Origin of the sequence: Nostoc sp. C110, assembly GCF_043099725.1 — a bacterium.
Classification (GTDB): Bacteria; Cyanobacteriota; Cyanobacteriia; order Cyanobacteriales; family Nostocaceae; genus Nostoc; species Nostoc muscorum_A.
Genome location: NZ_CP171148.1, coordinates 5,695,764 through 5,713,761 on the forward strand (window position 1 = coordinate 5,695,764; position 17,998 = coordinate 5,713,761).

Consider the following 17,998-nt stretch of genomic DNA (forward strand, 5'->3'; position numbering starts at 1 on the left):
AATCTTAGCAATAACTTAGTTTGATTATTCCCACTCATGAGATACAAAGTAACATTTGACACATTTAAATTCTAATCATCAGTTATTCAACTCCTACCCATCAGCACAATTAATCACGGGATCGCTTGCTGTATTCTTCATGATTTGTTACAAAAGTACAAAGAACTTCTAGAGACCCAAAACCACATGTTCGGCGGACTTACTGGTTTACAAGATCCTAAAGGCACAGATTGGGGAGAGCGGATGCTCAACACGGTCGCCAGCCAAACGATTCGCCACCTGTTTACCCAAAGCGAGTCAGTAGAAGTCTTTGTGCGCTGCTACCCCTCCAGCAAGCTCTTGCAAGGCAGCATTGATAGCTTCAAAATGAGCGGTCGTGGCTTGGTGATTCGGAGAGATTTCGCAGTAGAAGAGATGTCTTTTGAAACTGATGCGGTGGCTATTGACTTCGGCTCGGTTTTAAAGGGTAAACTTAGTCTTAAGCAACCCACTCAAGCGATCGCTCAAGTAATTTTATCAGAAGCAGGGATAAACCAAGCCTTTAATGCGGAACTGGTGAAAAAGCGCTTGCTTAACCTCACCGTGCCATCACTGACAGAATTATCTGACGGAGAACCAGTCTCCTTTACAGATGTTCAGGTACAGCTATTGCCAGAAAATCGGTTGCAGGTTGTAGCAAAAGCAGATTTAAACAATGGCGAACTTGTGCCCCTGAGCATGATTTTAACTGTAGGTATTGAAAGGCGGCGGCGAGTTTCTTTCAAAGATCCAAAAATTCAACTTGATCAAGTGCCAGAAGCACAACGAGAAATTTCGCAAACCTTGAGCGTAGCGCTGGTAGAAATTTTAGATAATATGGTTGATTTGGATCGTTTTGACCTCGATGGAGTGAAAATGCGGCTCAACCGATTAGAAACTGAAGGTCAAAAACTTATTTTCAGTGGATATGCTGAAATTGAACGTATTCCAAGTAGCAGCTAATATGAAATGAACACGTAAAATATCAAAGTAAAGTCTTTCTGAGCAGCTTTGTGTAAAACTTTAAACAAATTAAATACCGCCTAGATTATTCTAGGCGGTAATTTAAATATTTAGGTTTTTAAGGGATTTCGGAGTAATTGATTACAGGTTGTAATTCATTTTTACTTATCACCCCTAACTCCCAATACGGTTTGCTTAAGATCCCCCCGCCTGCGGCGATCCCCTTTTTAAGGGGGTATAAAGAGGGTTAAAAGCTCCCCTTAAAAAGGGTGCTTGGGGGGATCTTCAAAAGATTAAAACTTTAACCGAACCGTATTGCCATAACTTCCTAACTCTCTACCTTCCCACGCCTACATATTGGAATCCAGCGCGTATAAGTGTTTCAGGGTCGAGGAAGTTACGACCATCGATGATAACGGGGTGGGCCATCAATTTTGCCATCTTCACATAGTCGAGAGTGCTGAACTGCTGCCATTCGGTGACGAGTACTAAGGCATCGCAGCCGTCAGCTAATCTTTCGGCATCGGTTTCTACTAGCACCCCAGAAAGGCCATGACGCATACCTGTTTGGGAAATAATTGGATCGTAAGCTTTAACTTTGGCTCCTAATCTGTTTAGCTGCTCGATTAAAATAAGGGCTGGAGCATCGCGCAAGTCGTCGGTATCTGGTTTGAAGGTCAGTCCGAGTAGTCCGACTGTTTTGCCTTTGAGAATTTTCAGAACTTGTTGGAGTTTCTCCAGAGCAATCAAGCGTTGGCGTTCGTTAACACTAACGGCAGATTTTAGTAACTGGGCTTCATAACCATAGTCATCAGCAGTATGAATTAGAGCCGAGACATCTTTGGGAAAGCAGGAACCACCCCAACCGATACCAGCTTGTAAAAACTTGTTACCAATGCGGGAGTCTAGACCGATACCTTTGGCTACTTGGGTGACATCAGCACCGACGCGATCGCAAATATTAGCAACTTCGTTAATAAAACTAATCTTAGTGGCTAAAAAGGCATTGGCGGCGTATTTAATCATCTCCGCCGAACTCAGGTCTGTTGCCAGAATTGGCACTGGGGGTAAAGATTGATCCTCAGCGTACTTGCGTTCCACAATCGGGGCATACAGTTGTTGCATTAAGGCTACTGCTCTTTGGCTATTGCCTCCTAGTACAATGCGATCGGGGTTAAAGGTGTCGTGAACTGCCGAACCTTCGCGCAAAAACTCTGGATTGCTGACTACATCAAACTCGGCTACAAATTCAGGTAATTTATCATCACTCGGTACTCCACCTGCGGGTATCAATGTTTTTTGCCGCTCTGCAACACCATCTAGAACAAGCATCCGCACCCAGTCACCTGAGCCAATGGGGACTGTAGACTTATTCACTATCACCTTATAACCACCGTTGAGATTTTCACCAATCCCACGGGCTACAGCTTCAACGTAACGAGTATCACTTTCACCAGTAGGCAAAGGTGGTGTTCCCACAGCAATAAACAGAATTTCACCGTGGGAAACTCCAGCAGCAAGATCGCTTGTAAAATGAATCTTCTGTGTTTGAATGGCAGACTGCATAATTTCTGAGAGTCCCGGCTCAAAAATTGGGGACTGTCCAGACTTCATTAACTTAACTTTTTCTTCGTTGTTGTCTACGCAAATTACATCATGCCCAATATGAGCCAAGCAAGCACCTGTAACTAAACCAACGTAGCCAGTACCAATCACGCAAACACGCATTCTTTAACTCCCTAATTTTTTTTGGTGTAGTCTTCAAAAAGAAGTTATCAATATGACACTTAACACACAGTTAGAAAACTCAGTAACTAAGCATACCAGCTACCCTTTGGGTAAGCCTGCATGAAAATTCAGAGCAACGCTAGGCGCTACGCTACTTAGTTGGTTGAATTATTGACATCGCCTTGAATGCGATTACGGAAATCTTCTATTGTCAGTTTTAACCCCTCTTGCAGAGGAATGGTAGGTTCCCAATTTAACAAAGTTTTTGCCTTAGTAATATCAGGCTGGCGACGACGGGGATCGTCCGAAGGTAGTGGCTCAAACTTAATCTGTGCGTCTGGGTTGATCATGTTCTGCACAGCTTGCGCCAATTGTAAAATTGTGTATTCACCAGGATTACCCAAATTTACTGGGCCAACATAGTCGCTATTCATCAGACGGATGAATCCTTCTACCAAATCAGAAACGTAGCAAAAACTCCGAGTTTGCGAACCATCGCCATAAACAGTTAAAGGATTGCCTCGCAAGGCTTGAACTATAAAATTGCTTACTACCCGACCATCGTTTTCTAACATTCTCGGGCCGTAGGTGTTAAATATTCGCACAACTCGAATATCAACTTTATTTTGTCTGTAGTAATCAAATGCTAAAGTTTCAGCAATTCTTTTACCTTCGTCGTAGCATGAACGTATCCCAATGGGATTGACGCTACCCCTATACTCTTCAGTTTGGGGATGAACTTCTGGATCTCCGTATACTTCACTAGTTGAAGCCAAGAAAAATCTAGCTTTCACACGTTTAGCCAGCCCCAACATATTCAGGGTTCCCATGACGTTAGTCTTAACGGTTTTAACTGGGTTGTACTGGTAATGTACTGGTGAAGCAGGGCAAGCTAAATGGTAAATTTGATCCACTTCTAACCGAATTGGTTCGGTAATATCGTGGCGGATCATTTCAAAATACGGATGACCTAACCATTTAAGAATGTTACGTTTATGGCCAGTGTAAAAGTTATCCAAGCATATTAATTCATGCCCATCGGTCATTAATCGGTCGATGAGATGGGAACCAATGAACCCAGCACCGCCCGTCACCAAAATTCTCATAGTTTCCCAGTTACTTACAAATATTTTCAGTACCTATTGCACTTACTTTTAGATTACCCAGCTTGGGGACAAAAATACAGAACTCAAAAAAGAACAAGGCTTAATCAAAAAGTGTTATTGAACTTACTTATTTTGCTATGGTTATAGTCTTGTGATGTTTTTACCTGCTTTTTTAACAATTTAACTAGAAAAATAACAAACTTAGTCTCAATATTGTTAGTCTTCTACTTAAAGTTCATCAAATCTTCAATAATATAAATTGTTTTTACGGTTATTGCTGTTCTCAGTTGGATGCAAAGCAGCAAAGAATTGACTGTAGGAATATCTATATATTCTTACAGTTAATTCTTTTGTTGCAAAGCTTTTTTTCAATACAGATCGCAGCCCTAGTTCACTCAGATAGACTAAAATCTGCCTGATATTATACAGCAGATGTAATACTAGTAACCGTGTTAGATATAACTATATTTGTGGTTTGAGTGCGCTGCGGTTCTCCAAGCATGACAATGGAGCAGGTTAGTTGTCTGGCTAACTGGGTTGTAACATCGCTAATGGCTAACCCTCCAGGACTGGTACGATTGCGTATAAAAGGTAAAACTACTAAATCATATAATCGTGCTGCCTGCAAAATTGCTTGGGCAACATTTTCATGAGCGATAATTTGAATTTCTGGAGCATTAGCCAAAGCTAAATTAGATACCATTAGGGAGAGATGCGATCGCCTCCAAGCAATTTTACTGGAACTCGTGCGGCGATCGCACACATTTAGCACAGTAATGTGGCTCTGATTTGCCTCTGCCAGCATTTGGGCAAATTGTACAGGCTGTAATATGGGTGCTGTTAAGTTTTCTACTGGCACTAAGATGCGCTGAATTTTTTTCGGTGATTCTACTAGACGTGTTACTGCTACTGGACAATGGGATGCCCAAAGCACACCATCAATTACATTCCCAAATAAACGCGCTCGTAACCCAGTCCGTTTACCCCAACCCATCACAATTAAATTAGCCTTTTGTTCGCGGGCGGCTCGGCTAATTCCTTGAGCAAAGGCATCATCAATTCGCAGCATTGGTTCTGCGACTACGCCCAATAATCGGCTGTGTGTCGTGGCTTTGGTCAATAACTGCTCACTTCGTTGTAGAGAAGCTTCTAACTGTGGTGCATCCATCTGAGCCGCAGCAGTTGCGATCGCCAGTGGTATAATTTTCCCCTGAGACTGACGCGCTAATAACGCTGCCATTTCAATTAAATGCTGTTCGGTATGAGGATTATAGACAGGTACAACTATCGTAAAAGCGCTGTCTGTCTCTGGTGCATTCTGGTCAGGTAGAGGTAGTGCCGGATCTTCCTCTGCTAAGGAATTCAAACCAACAGCTATTCGACTGGTTATCAACGGCCCCAAAGTTGATGTGACAACCATTAAGACAATGACACTGTGTAATACTTCTAGTGGCAGCAACCCAGCCCGATATCCCACTAACGTAGCTGCTAAGGTTGTACCAACCTGGGGAAGTGATAGCGACCAGATGGTTAACGTTTCTTGCCACTTGTAGCGGTAAAGCAGTTTTGTCAACAAAGCTGCAATCAATTTACTGGCAATCAAACCGACTATCATCAACAGCGTTAACTTGAGCGTATCCAGGTTGTTCACAAAGGTGGATAGATTGATCAGTAAGCCAAGGTCAACAAAGAAAATGGGAATAAACAACACACTGCCAATAAATACTACCTTTTCTTTGACAGGGCCTTCACCCACAGCTTCATTCACCGCCAAACCCGCCAAAAAAGCACCAACTATTTTTTCTACCCCAATCAATTGAGCGCCTACAGCCGCCAGAAATACGGAAAGTAATACAAACAAAAACTTGTTTCCTTCATCATCTCCAGACCGCTTGAAAAATTCTTTACCTGCCCAATCAAAGCCTGTAACAACGGCAACAGAGTAAATAATTAACCAACCCGACAAGGTGAGTAGTTTAGCAAAGCTGAATGCTCCAGCATGAGTGATGCCTACACAAACGCCTAAGATCAGCACTGCCCCAATATCTGTAAAAATCTTAGCTCCAATGGTGACAGTAACAGCTTTATTGTTTACTACTCCCAAACGGCTGATTATGGGATATGCCAAAAGAGTATAGGAAGTGAATAAAGAGCCAATTAAAATTGAAGTATTCCAGCCATAGCCTAAAATCAGCCCTACTAAGGTTCCCATTATTAGGGGGACAAGGAAAGTCAAGCTGGCAAAGCCAAAGGCACGACTTTTTTGCCGACGGAACTTTTCGAGATCAATTTCTAGCCCGGCGACAAACAGTAAATAAATTAACCCAATCTCTGATAGCAGGTTAATCATCGGTGAGTCAGACTGAAATAAATTCCAGCCTGAAGGCCCAAGTACTAGCCCGGAAAAAACCAAACCCACTAATCCTGGTAATCTTAGCCGCTCAAACATGATGGGGATAACTAAGATAACCACCAGCAAAATAGCAAAGGGAACAATTGGTTCCTTGCCAAGAACTTGGGAAGTTGGTTCCAGAACAAGAACTTGTGATATGAGTTCCATCATGTAGGAATTGAAGGGGCTATGGTAAAACTGCGATTACCTTGGGGCGATCGCCTGATGGATATAAAATGGGTAAGCCACCTGACGAAAAATTAAAAATATTAACTTACACTAACTAGGCAATGGTCTAAGAACTAACTACCTACGGATGGATTTGACTTAAAATAAACCGCAAGCGATCGTAGTCGTCTTTAAGTAGCACGCTTAGGTTACGTCCAGCTTTAATTAACCATTCTCGGTCAGCTTTGCGTAATTGGTATACATCTCGAATGGCAGCTGCGGTCAAGGACTCGACTGGCGCACCGTTAATACAAAGTAATGTCCGCAAAAAATCTAGTTCTTCAGTAAATTTAACGATCGCTTCTGGTTCACACCGATAAACAGCTTGATGAATTTGCGGGGGACGGGGTGGTAGATACTGATATATTCTTTGGTTATAACCTCGATTCTGGGAAGATTGTTCAAATCCCACGATCGCAGCTCTAAATTCTGTTCTCAACATGGCAAATATCTGGGGTTGTTCCTCGCGTAAGTCTTGCAATGACAACCCCAAAGCCCTAGCCCTGTGTACAGAATCTATAGGCATGGTCGTGGCATAATATACTACCCCATAAACTTGATTCCCAGATTCTTCATCCACAGAGCAAACCCAACTACCAAAGGGTGGCATGGAGGGAAAGCTCAAATCTTCTGGTTCCAAACACTGAGCTAGAAATTCAGTACTAGTAGTTTCAATCACCTCCGCAATGTGGTTGGGATGGCGATCGCCAGTAGCAAACTGTGGTAGTGGGAGGCGCATAGTAATTTAGTCATTAGTCATTGGTCATTAGTCATTAGTTTTTGCCAAAGGACAAATGACTAATGACTAATCTTATTTGGCTTTTTTCCGTCCGGCTATGGTTTCTACGAGTTCCAATTCGCTTAGGCGAAAGGTAACTAATTTATCCCAGTTACCACCTTCAAATAATACGGCTACTTTGCCATCGGTCAGTCGTTGCACGAGTCCTTCGTAGCGATAATAGGTATCTGCGGGATTTTTGACGCGAACAGTTGCTCCAGGCAGAATCATGTTTTTAGCCTCGCTTGTTTCCTTTTAATAGCTTAATACTTGTTATTAGTCATTTGTCGTTGGTTCTGACAAATGACTAATGACGAATCAATAATACTTCTGCCTTTGGCGAAAATTTGCTACCGATTCTACTATTCCCAAGGAAATGAAGTTGGTCAGCATAGCAGAACGTCCATAACTCATCCAAGGTAAAGGTATTCCTGCCACAGGTGCTAAACCTACAGTCATGCCAACGTTCACAATCAACTGAAACACGATCATAGACAAAACGCCAATAGCCAACAAGGAACCAAAGTTATCTTTGGCGGTTTGGGCAACATGCAGCAGACGGAGGCAAATTAAGCAGAAGACAAACAGCACTAACAAACAACCAACAAAACCGAATTCTTCTCCGACTGCGGAGAAAATAAAGTCTGTATGCTGTTCGGGTACAAAATTCAGTTGCGTCATTGGCCCCTTGAACAGACCCCATCCCCAAATCTCACCAGCACCAATGGCAATACGAGATTGGATTAAGTGATACCCAGCACCGAGTGGATCGTGATCGGGGTCCATGAATACAGTTAGCCGAGCTTTTTGATATGGTTTTAGAATATGGTTCCAAGCGAAGACTCCTAATTCGCCACCCATTATATTGAGAGTCCACGCACCGATCGCACTGCAACCAAATCTACGCCAAGGGAGAGTTTGCCAGCCCAAAATGGCCATCGCAAATGACCAAACTATTCCCAATGGGCCAAAAGATAGTTCTTTGAATAAAATTATTGGCTCTGATAAAGGCCAAGATATACTAAACAAAATGGCCGCAACCACAGGAGAAATCAGCAGAATTAACCAGCCTGGGTTAGCATTTGCCCAATAAAGCATTCCTAAGACGATCGCACCAAATACCAATGATGTTGCTAAATCTGGCTGCAAAAATACTAATCCCCAAGGTATGGCGGTAATTGCCAGAACCCGGAAAACACCTTCAAGGCTAGAAGCAGTACGCCTGTGTAGCAAAGCTGCTAAGGTAACGATCATGCCGACTTTGGCAAATTCTGAGGGTTGCACGTTAAAGCCGGCGATACTAATCCACCTCTGTGCCCCTTTAGCGCTAGTACCAGCAATCATCACCGCGATTAAGCTGAAATTCGTTAGTGAGTATGTTACCCAGTGCCACTGCATTAAGAGTTCGTAGCGGATGCGAGATAAAAAGAGGGCTATAAGCACACCGATACCCGCTACCATCCAGTGCCACCACCAGTCAGTTACTGGCTGCTTCAGTTCCGTACTGAGGATCATGATGCCACCAAAGATACTGACAGCAACTGGCAAACAAAATAGTAGCCAATCTACATTTTGCCAGGGCTTAACCCAAGACTTCCAGCGAATTTTGGGGAGCGATCGTTTTAATAACATTGTGCCAATTTAGACTTTTTGAAGTGTTGGGAATTGGGAATTGGGAATTGGTTATTTTCGTTGTCTCTCTAAAGTTGTGATCTGTTGACTTGTCTTTTGTTTTCCTTTTCTCCATTCCCCATTCCCCATTCCCCATTTCCCATTTTTAGTATTCCCAGGACATAGCCCAGGAAGCAGATAGAAATTAAAAATTAATTATGTCAACGCAGCAACTGATACTTTACCAGCAATGGTAAGAGCGATCGCAGTTAATGCTTTTGCCGAAGCTGAATCGGGATCACCAACAACTATGGGCACACCACTGTCACCACCAACTCGTGTGGAAATCTCTAGTGGTACGCACCCCAGCAGTGGCACTCCCAATTCTGCGGCGGTTTTGGAGCCTCCACCGGAACCAAAGATGTCATAGTGCTTATCTGGTTGATCGGGGGGGATAAAATAGCTCATATTTTCCACGATCCCCAATACCGGGACATTCATTTGCTGAAACATTCGCAATCCCTTGCGAGAATCTAATAGGGCTACATTTTGCGGTGTGGTGACAATTACCGCCCCGGCCATTGGCACTGCTTGAGTTAAAGTTAACTGAGCATCTCCGGTTCCCGGTGGCATATCTACAATCAAATAATCCAGTTCTCCCCATTGCACTTGATAGAGAAACTGGCGAATTACGCCATTGAGCATAGGGCCCCGCCAAATGACTGGTTGATCTCGGTCAATCAAAAAGCCCATTGAAACTAATTTGACACCGTGATTAAAAGCAGGTTCCAGAATGTCACCTGTTTCTGTGGAACGTACCACAATTTGGGCATCAGCTAGACCTAGCATAGTGGGATCGTTGGGGCCGTAAATATCAGCGTCTAACAACCCAACTTTCGCCCCAGTTTGAGCTAGAGCCACTGCTACATTCACCGCCACCGTACTTTTACCAACACCACCTTTGCCACTGGAAACAGCAATAATATTTTTTACGCCAGAAATACCAGTGCGATCGGGTAAACTTTTTTGTTGCGGTGTTTCTGCGGTTACTTCTATGCTGACATCTGTAACGCCTGGGAGTTTTTTAACAGCTTTCTGACAGTCTTCGACGATAAATTCACGTAAAGGACAGGCAGGAGTGGTTAACACTAAAGTGAAACTAACCTTACCACCGTCAATTTTGACGTTGCGAATCATATTCAGTTCCACCAGACTTTTGCGGAGTTCTGGGTCTTCCACTGGACGCAAAATTTCTAGGACAGAGCGAGAATCGAGGACATCGTACATAAAAATTCAAAATTCAAAATGAATAAATACACTTGTGGCGAACATCTTAGCTATTAACTCGATGTTTTCTGAAGTAAGGTCAGCTTAGTGTTTTCACTGTCAATGCCGTAATAAAACTTAGCAAATGGCATTATTACCTAATAGAATCTTAACTTTCTTTGGGCATTGGGCATTAGCCTGGATTTCTCACTTGTGAGAAATCCAAGGGGTGTGGGAAGTGTGGGAAGTGTGGGAGGTGTGGGAGGTGTGGGAGGTGTGGGAAGTGTGGGAGGATGGGGAAGAAGTCTTACCCCCCACACTCCCCACACTCCCCACACTCCCCACACTCCTCTTCTCCCTCTGCCTACACCCCTTTATCTAAAAATCAAAACAACTGTCATCAAGAGATTTCTTCTTCCCAGATACCGTTGGCAATGCCGTTTTTTCTGCTGCTTCTACTAAAGACCGTGCTACGCGGTCTACATAAGGACGGGATAAAGACCAAATCAGGGGCGATAACCACCCCCGTAGCGTTACAGAATAAGATAAACAAGTGCCACAAACAGTTGACTCTACTTGATAAGTCACCCGTTCTTCTATTCCTGGAATTGCCAGCACTCGGATACTCAGCATCTCCTTGTGATTGACACGCTCCACAAAAATACGGATGGGAATTGGCGAAAAGCGTGTTACAGCATGAAAAATCAATCCTGGTTTGGGTACTAATCCGTAGGGTACATTAGTACTCTTAAGTAGTGGATGCCAGGAAACATCTGTTAAGTCAGCAACTTTTTGCCACAGTTCATCTACAGAAGCAGAACTAATCTCTCGATATGTCCGCACCAGAGAAGCGCAAAACCGACGACGTTTGCGGTGGATGAATTTGGATAACCAATCTTGCATTTTCCTAATCCTCCTCCCTAGACACTTTCTGGCAACTCTGGTATTGTGTGCAACTACGCTCAGTTCCTGAAATACCAAATGAGCGAAATAGTTAAAATTAACAAAATAAAACTCAGTCAATATACAAGCCTATACGCATTTGAGGGAAAATAACTCTAGTGATGGCCATCAATCGTATAAATGCTTAACCAGTAAGAAAAAAGCGGGTTGGGCAAATAGAGCTTGATTGTTGGCGCGTGTTTCCCCCAAATTTTTCAAATTAAGAAATTTGTGGCTTTCTGGAAATTGTAATTTAGGTTCGGGAATCTATGTTGACCAACTCGCAAACACCAACTGTAGCAGCAGAATCATCCAAGTCTTTGCCAGCACCTGACGCTCAGATGAGAGTCAGTCAGTTTATGAAACAACTGCAAGACGAAATTACTGAATCATTGTCAAAACTAGATGGTGTGGCTAAGTTTAATGAAGATAGTTGGGAACGCCCTGAAGGGGGTGGAGGGCGATCGCGCGTGCTGCGAGAAGGTGCAATATTTGAACAAGCAGGTGTAAACTTTTCTGAAGTTTGGGGTTCCCATTTGCCAGCCTCAATTTTAACCCAACGCCCTGAAGCCGCAGGACATGGCTTTTATGCCACGGGTACTTCAATGGTATTACATCCTCACAATCCTTACGTGCCAACAGTTCATCTAAATTATCGCTACTTTGAAGCGGGGCCAGTGTGGTGGTTTGGTGGTGGTCTTGACTTGACACCTTATTACCCGTTTGCCGAAGATGCGGCACATTTACACAAAACATTAAAACAAGCTTGTGACAAACACCACCCAGATTATTACCCAGTATTTAAGAAGTGGTGTGATGAATATTTTTACCTCAAGCATCGTGATGAGACACGAGGCGTAGGCGGTTTGTTTTTTGATTACCAAGATGGTCAAGGTGCTTTATATCGCGGACCAAACCCCGATGGGAAAGCGGCTATTCATAGCAACCAGGTGGGAACACCAGCAACCCGCAATTGGGAAGATTTGTTTGCTTTTGTGCAAGACTGTGGTAGAGCATTTTTACCAGCCTACGTACCTATTGTAGAACGGCGGCATGGGATGGAATATGGCGATCGCCAACGGAATTTTCAACTCTATCGCCGGGGACGGTATGTAGAATTTAACTTGGTTTATGACCGAGGTACTATTTTTGGTCTGCAAACAAACGGACGCACCGAATCAATTCTCATGTCTTTACCGCCTTTAGTGCGCTGGGAATACGGCTATCAACCGGAACCCAATACACCCGAAGCCGAGTTGTATGAAACCTTCCTTAAGCCTCAAGATTGGATCAACTGGACACCGCCTCAATAGTGCTGTACATGGATAGCGGAGCATTTAGCCTGTGCTGAGTTAGGAGTTAGGAGTTTTTCCCTATCTCCCTCATTTTCCTAGTCTCTGCCACTCCTCGTTTAAAATTGCTACTCAGTACTGATTTAGTGAGTTAAACTACTAAAGTTAAGCACTTAGCAGAAAAAGGTGACAATTTTAGCTATAGCTTGTTAATCTCAAGTGACAGCGTTAGACAATTCTGTAACTACCTAATCTTAAGAGGAATGCCACGGGGAGGGCTTTAGTGATTCATATAGACCAAAAAACTTATACAACCCAAGACGGAAACACCGTTATTGTCCTAACACCAGCAGGTCGCCTAGACATTACCACTGCTTGGCAATTTCGCCTGAAATTACAAGAGTGTATTTCCAAACTCAGCCGCCATGTAGTTGTAAATCTGGCTCAGGTGAATTTTATTGATAGTTCTGGTCTCACGTCTTTGGTAGCTGGAATGCGTGATGCTGATAAAGTCAAGGGCAGTTTCCGCATCTGCAATGTACATCCAGAAGCCAAACTCGTGTTTGAAGTGACGATGATGGATACTGTCTTTGAAATCTTTGAAACAGAAGATGAAGCTTTAGAAGGTGTACCTCGTAGTATAGCTAGCTAAAAAAGAGTTAGGAGTTAATAGAAACTTCATAACTCGTAACTTATGAATGATAGGTTTATCTTATTGAATACTGATTCCGCTTGGTGTAGCGATAAGGGCCCATAATCGCTCCCCAAGTTGCTTTTCCAGTTGCTGGATCAATTCCTTTGTCGTAGCTGTGAAATTCTGCCACAGTGGTTTCAAACCCCAAGGAAACATAGATGCTATTACCAAGATAAGTAAAGCTGCAACGAGTCTCTGGTTGTGGTGTGGCGGTAAACTTATAGCGATCGCCAGCTAATGCTTCGTGAGTCACTGTTAGGATACAACCTGGTAGTAAATCTAATTGTTCGGGTGTAAGTGTGTTCAGTAGAGCAGGGTTATTGCCTGCGCCTCTTAATGCATCTGGATTTTGAGGTATATAGTATTGTACTTCCAGAGATGTGTCAGAGTTGCTACCATGACGCAACCGCATAATTCGCTGACGGTAAGGTTTATCTAGGTTAATCACGCTAGCTTGTTCGGCAAACAAGGTGATGCTATCTTCTGTGAACAAATTCACTGGTCTTTGCCACATTCGGAGATGCACATACCAAACTGGTTCTTCTATAGCTTGTTCCCGATTATCAAATTCACCAGCTAGGTACTCACCTAAAGCAATTAACTGTGGCGAGAAGTTCATAAATTCAATAAAAAAATCATTAAGGAGAAATATTTCTGGCTAGTTTTTTAGAGGAAAAGGTCTTAATTCCCTGTGGTTACTAGCTTATAAAATACTTTTGATTTGTTTATATTGTAGATGAAACCGTCACAAGTCAAAAGCTCAACTTGGCAAAGTCGCCTTTAAGCGAGAAAATAAAGATACGTCGCCCTTAACATTTTCTTTGTGAATAACGTCCGTACTGTCTCTGATACAAAACGAACTTTTTACAATCTTCACACCCGTCCGATTAACACTATTTATCGTCGGGTAGTAGAAGAATTGATGGTAGAAATGCATCTGCTGTCAGTAAATATCGATTTTAGCTACAATCCAATTTATGCCTTGGGTGTCGTCACAACTTTTGACCGCTTCATGGAAGGCTATCAACCAGAACGGGATCAAGAATCAATTTTTAACGCCTTATGTCAGGCTATAGAAACAGATCCACAACGCTATCGACACGATGCCCAAAGATTGCAAGCTGTAGCTAAAGGTTTGCCTGTTAAAGATTTAATTGGGTGGCTAGCCCAAACTACTTACTTAGATAGAGATGCTGACTTGCAAACACAACTGCAAGCGATCGCCAACAATCCTAACTTTAAATACAACCGTTTGTTCGCAATTGGTTTATTTTCGTTATTAGAACAGTCAGATCCGGAATTAGTCAAAGATGAAAAGCAACTAACTGAGGCGCTAAAAGCGATCGCAGCTGGCTTGCACGTATCTGATGACAAACTCAACAAGGATTTGGAATTATACCGTTCTAACCTAGATAAGATGGCGCAAGCGCTGGTAGTAATGGCAGATATGCTCTCAGCCGATCGCAAAAAACGCGAACAACGTAAACAGCAATCAACGACTCCCGTTGCTCCCCCAAGTTCCAACGAATAGTTAGGAGTTAGGAGTTAGGAGTTATTAACAACTAAATCCTAACTTCTAGCTCATCACTATTGATTTTAAACACCCAATAATTTGTAGATTAAGCTGTTAATTATAGTCAGCGTAAATGCTCCAATAACAGCACTCCAAATACCGTAACGTAAGCGAAAGCCCTCTACTAACCAAGCAGCAATACTAAAGCAAACTACGGCAATCATAAATGTGAAAATGCCGGATAGTAAGTCCAGTGTAAGTAAATTGGGGACTGCAAAAACGAGGCTTAAAATCGGTCTGACTATTGCCGTCACGATACCAAGCACTGCGGCAGAAAGAAAGGCTTTACCAGGAGTATCAATTTCAACTCCTAAAGGTAATTTACTAATTATCAACAGGCTGATAGCTGTTACTACCCAAACAATTAAAAGCGTAACGATATTCATGCCACAACCCCTGAAACGTGAATGGCAATTGGTGATAAATTCCTTCAGTTTATCGGTGGAAAAATCTTTAAAGCTCAACCAATTATTTGTAAGTTAGCAGAAATTTCATTGCTAACCGAATTTTGTTTTAGATATCTTTAGGATTGAGAAAAAGCTCCAGGGGAAAAGGGGGCAGACGGGCAGGAAGCAGGGGAGCAGGGGTATAAAGAAGATACAAGGAAGAGGGGGAGCAGGAGAGAGACTTGTCCCCTTGTCCCCCTGCTCCCTTGCCCCCTGCCCCTCTGCTCCCTTGCCCCCTGCCCCTCTGCTCCCTGCCCCTCTGCTCCCTGCCCCTCTGCTCCCTATTTCATCTTTTAAGAGGTGGTTGCGTTTGTTTGGGTGCTACAGGGGCTTGGGATGCTGGTGGGTTGGAAATACCAGGATTGATAGGACTGATGCCTTGCTCGGTTGGAGGCTGACTTACACCAGGTAAGGGTACGGAATTAGGTGCTAAGGGAAATTTAGGGGTAATATTCCCTTCGGGATTGATGCCTGGAACTGGCGCTATACCAGGATTGACTGGGAAAGAGGGGATATTCGGCTGATTGAGTGAGTTTGTGAGTGGTTGAGATGGGCCAGGAATAATTCCTAAAGAAACGCGATCGCCTCCTACTTGCCGTAGCAAATCCAATGTCTCAATTACATCATTGTAAGTTGCTGTCCGCGAAGCATTTAGCACCACAATAGCACTGGGGTTTGCTTGGAGATACTGTTTTAGTCTCGCTCCCAAATCATCGCGTTTTACAGGCTGTTTTTCTATGTAAGTATTGCCAACGGCATCGATAGTTACAATCAGACTTCCGCTCTGTGATGTTATTGCAGATACTGTACTAGGGCTGGCTTTGGGCAAATCAACATTTATTGCCTGTTGCCGTGTAAATTGTAAAGCCGCCAACAAAAAAAACGTCAGTATACAAAAAACGACATCAATTAAAGGGATGATTTGAATTTGGACTTCTTCAATTGGGGTATGTAGATTAACTTTCATTTTCTCAATTTAATCGCCTGCTTGGGGTTTAATTCTTGACTAATTAGGTAAATTCGGGGGTTCAGGAGGTTCAGGCAACCTAGTCTTTCCTGGCTTGCGGGGTGGAGTGAAATTTTCCCGGACAATTGGTGATGTAATATTACTAAAATCAGGGGGAGATTGGCGGTAGAGTAATTCCATCTCATTCCCTGCTTTCCGAAAAACTTTGACTTGGTTGACTACAAAACTTTGAAATAGGCGATAAAATACCAAGCTAATAATGGCAACTATTAACCCAGTTGCCGTACTAATTAAGGATTCACCAATACCAGTAGTCACCCCGGCGGTAGATTCAGTTCCCAAATCGCCAATCCGAATTGAGCGCAGAGAATGAATTAAACCTAAAACAGTACCCAATAATCCCAGCAGGGGCGCGAGGGCAATCACAGCTTCTAAAAGCTTTTCGCCCCGCCGCATTCCAGCCAATTCATCTTCTGCTGTAGCCTCAAGTGCTAGTCGAAAGGTTTCCACATCAGTTTTTGGAAAACGTAAGGGGGCATAAAGAAAACGCCCGACAGGTTGATGGCTTGCTTGTTTGGCAATGTCAGCAGCTTCTTGCCAATTATCCTGGGCTGCATCCAGAATGCGATCAACTATTTGCTTTTCCTGAGTCAAAATTCGCAACCAGAACCACAGACGCTCAAAAATCACACTCAAAGATAGAATCGACAGGACAAGTAAAGGCCACATCGCTGGCCCGCCCTTATAAAATAAATCTAAAATATCCACTGTTTAAGTTTCCTCCCTCCATGACTAGAGCAAATGTGCTAAGGCATTTTAATTCTAGAGATTAATGCAAAATGAGGGACTTCCAAAATATAAATTTCTCGAAAAGCTAAAAAGATAGTGTAAGCATGGGGTATTGGACTTCGACTGGTGGACAAACTTGCTGCTGGGTTGCATAATCCCGAATTAATACAATCACTGTCTAATTTGTCAAACCCTTGCGGTATTAAACTCTTATGGATAATTACAAAATAGGTTTTTGATGACAGATTAGGAGTAGCGTCTTCTCGACTAACTAGGACGGTTATTCCCACCGGGAATTTTTAGGATTATTTGTCAAAATTAAAGATAACTGGAGGTTCAAAATATGAAATTTTCAATCCAATCACTTTACACCTGGTATCGCGATGTACTCCGTAACCCCAAGTACCGTTGGTGGGTTATTTTAGGAACGTTGGTCTATTTGGTCAGCCCATTTGATGTTCTCCCAGATTTTATACCCGTTGTGGGACAGATTGATGATGTTTTCCTTTTGACTCTGCTAGTTTCTGAGGTGTCTGGGCTAGTAATTGAGGGCTGGAAGGCTCGTAAGGGTGATGTGGATAATGAAGTGCCTAATACTACTGAGGGTTCTACCTCAAGTGCAAGCACTATTGATGTTGATGCTGTTTCTGTTAAGTAGTTTTAATAAAACCCCTGCTTTTGGAATTTGAGGTGGGGGATATTTTTTTTAACGCATAGGCGCTTCGCCTTCCCGCAGGGTAGGGGCGCGGAGGGAAGCGCGGAGGTTCGCGGAGGATGAGAGGCAGTGAGAGGGAGTGAGAGGGGGAGTTAGAGGTTGTCGGCTACGCGTTTAATGCCTTCTTTAAGGTGGAGGACGTTAAAGTTGAGGAGAAGACCTAGTTTGCAGTTTGCTAGTTTGAGATAGGTTAGAAGTTAAACTGAGTGAATCGGGTGGAAAGATTCTACAGATTTAATCTCTACAATTACTTTGTTTTCGACTATCAAATCTAATCGATAAACGCATTCTAATTGCACATCTTGGTAAACCAAAGGCAATGGAATTTGCTTACCAACATTCAACCCGGCTTTGTTCAACTCATAATTCAAACACTCCTCATAAGCCGACTCCAACAAACCAGGTCCCAAAGCAGTATGCACCCTCATCGCACACCCAATAATCACCCCACTCAACTCATTCTCTCTCATCCTCTGCGAACCTCTGCGCT

The 17,998-nt window shown here is 43.1% G+C and carries 17 protein-coding genes and 1 pseudogene; 5 read left to right on the forward strand and 13 right to left on the reverse strand.

Annotation, left to right across the window (positions count from 1 at the left end; translation table 11 throughout):
* Window positions 1-186 precede the first annotated feature (186 nt).
* A complete protein-coding gene (locus tag ACFFRD_RS29325; protein WP_392479215.1) occupies window positions 187-981 on the forward strand; it encodes a DUF2993 domain-containing protein in 795 nt (264 codons plus the stop codon).
* Window positions 982-1,317: 336 nt separating this feature from the next.
* Here ACFFRD_RS29325 and ACFFRD_RS29330 read toward each other — a convergent pair whose 3' ends face one another.
* From ACFFRD_RS29330 to ACFFRD_RS29365, 8 genes are all read right to left on the reverse strand, one after another.
* Window positions 1,318-2,709 carry a UDP-glucose/GDP-mannose dehydrogenase family protein gene (locus ACFFRD_RS29330; protein WP_163933336.1) on the reverse strand — a complete coding sequence of 464 codons (1,392 nt, stop codon included), beginning with the start codon at window positions 2,707-2,709 and terminating at the stop codon, window positions 1,318-1,320.
* Between the two features lie 155 nt (window positions 2,710-2,864).
* Window positions 2,865-3,815 (reverse strand): UDP-glucuronic acid decarboxylase family protein, encoded by a 951-nt coding sequence (locus ACFFRD_RS29335; RefSeq protein WP_179074582.1) that lies wholly within the window; start codon window positions 3,813-3,815, stop codon window positions 2,865-2,867.
* Between the two features lie 421 nt (window positions 3,816-4,236).
* Window positions 4,237-6,375, reverse strand: a complete 2,139-nt coding sequence (locus ACFFRD_RS29340; RefSeq protein WP_392483193.1) for a cation:proton antiporter — start codon at window positions 6,373-6,375, stop codon at window positions 4,237-4,239.
* 142 nt (window positions 6,376-6,517) lie between these two features.
* Complete coding sequence (locus ACFFRD_RS29345) at window positions 6,518-7,174, reverse strand: HAS-barrel domain-containing protein (protein ID WP_012411448.1); 657 nt, start codon at window positions 7,172-7,174, stop codon at window positions 6,518-6,520.
* 72 nt (window positions 7,175-7,246) lie between these two features.
* Window positions 7,247-7,444 carry an NAD(P)H dehydrogenase subunit NdhS gene (locus tag ACFFRD_RS29350; RefSeq protein WP_012411449.1) on the reverse strand — a complete coding sequence of 66 codons (198 nt, stop codon included), beginning with the start codon at window positions 7,442-7,444 and terminating at the stop codon, window positions 7,247-7,249.
* 87 nt (window positions 7,445-7,531) lie between these two features.
* Entirely contained in the window at window positions 7,532-8,845 is a 1,314-nt protein-coding gene (gene rodA, locus ACFFRD_RS29355; RefSeq protein ID WP_392479219.1) for a rod shape-determining protein RodA, read from the reverse strand.
* A 195-nt stretch (window positions 8,846-9,040) separates the two neighbouring features.
* Entirely contained in the window at window positions 9,041-10,111 is a 1,071-nt protein-coding gene (locus tag ACFFRD_RS29360; protein ID WP_392479221.1) for an Mrp/NBP35 family ATP-binding protein, read from the reverse strand.
* Window positions 10,112-10,468: 357 nt separating this feature from the next.
* Complete coding sequence (locus ACFFRD_RS29365; RefSeq protein ID WP_114083378.1) at window positions 10,469-10,993, reverse strand: SRPBCC family protein; 525 nt, start codon at window positions 10,991-10,993, stop codon at window positions 10,469-10,471.
* Window positions 10,994-11,301: 308 nt separating this feature from the next.
* On the opposite strand from ACFFRD_RS29365, the gene hemF reads away from it, so the two are divergent.
* Entirely contained in the window at window positions 11,302-12,345 is a 1,044-nt protein-coding gene (gene hemF / locus ACFFRD_RS29370) for an oxygen-dependent coproporphyrinogen oxidase (RefSeq protein ID WP_392479224.1), read from the forward strand.
* Window positions 12,346-12,607: 262 nt separating this feature from the next.
* The gene (locus ACFFRD_RS29375) at window positions 12,608-12,976 is read left to right on the forward strand and encodes an STAS domain-containing protein (protein WP_114083376.1); all 369 of its coding nucleotides are present in this window, start codon (window positions 12,608-12,610) and stop codon (window positions 12,974-12,976) included.
* 55 nt (window positions 12,977-13,031) lie between these two features.
* Here ACFFRD_RS29375 and ACFFRD_RS29380 read toward each other — a convergent pair whose 3' ends face one another.
* The gene (locus tag ACFFRD_RS29380) at window positions 13,032-13,637 is read right to left on the reverse strand and encodes a chromophore lyase CpcT/CpeT (protein ID WP_392479226.1); all 606 of its coding nucleotides are present in this window, start codon (window positions 13,635-13,637) and stop codon (window positions 13,032-13,034) included.
* A 204-nt stretch (window positions 13,638-13,841) separates the two neighbouring features.
* On the opposite strand from ACFFRD_RS29380, the gene psb29 reads away from it, so the two are divergent.
* Window positions 13,842-14,549 carry a photosystem II biogenesis protein Psp29 gene (gene psb29 / locus ACFFRD_RS29385; protein ID WP_392479228.1) on the forward strand — a complete coding sequence of 236 codons (708 nt, stop codon included), beginning with the start codon at window positions 13,842-13,844 and terminating at the stop codon, window positions 14,547-14,549.
* 65 nt (window positions 14,550-14,614) lie between these two features.
* Here psb29 and ACFFRD_RS29390 read toward each other — a convergent pair whose 3' ends face one another.
* From ACFFRD_RS29390 to ACFFRD_RS29400, 3 genes are all read right to left on the reverse strand, one after another.
* Entirely contained in the window at window positions 14,615-14,977 is a 363-nt protein-coding gene (locus ACFFRD_RS29390) for a phage holin family protein (RefSeq protein WP_012411457.1), read from the reverse strand.
* Window positions 14,978-15,323: 346 nt separating this feature from the next.
* On the reverse strand, window positions 15,324-16,004 hold the full coding sequence (locus ACFFRD_RS29395; RefSeq protein ID WP_392479230.1) for a biopolymer transporter ExbD: 681 nt from the start codon (window positions 16,002-16,004) through the stop codon (window positions 15,324-15,326).
* Window positions 16,005-16,043: 39 nt separating this feature from the next.
* Window positions 16,044-16,772 (reverse strand): MotA/TolQ/ExbB proton channel family protein, encoded by a 729-nt coding sequence (locus tag ACFFRD_RS29400; RefSeq protein WP_179074575.1) that lies wholly within the window; start codon window positions 16,770-16,772, stop codon window positions 16,044-16,046.
* A 364-nt stretch (window positions 16,773-17,136) separates the two neighbouring features.
* Between ACFFRD_RS29400 and ACFFRD_RS29405 the strand changes: the two genes are divergently transcribed.
* Complete coding sequence (locus ACFFRD_RS29405) at window positions 17,137-17,451, forward strand: YkvA family protein (protein WP_114083370.1); 315 nt, start codon at window positions 17,137-17,139, stop codon at window positions 17,449-17,451.
* A gap of 149 nt (window positions 17,452-17,600) precedes the next feature.
* On the opposite strand, the pseudogene ACFFRD_RS29410 reads toward ACFFRD_RS29405, so the two are convergent.
* A pseudogene (locus tag ACFFRD_RS29410) lies at window positions 17,601-17,978 on the reverse strand (GxxExxY protein).
* Window positions 17,979-17,998 lie beyond the last annotated feature (20 nt).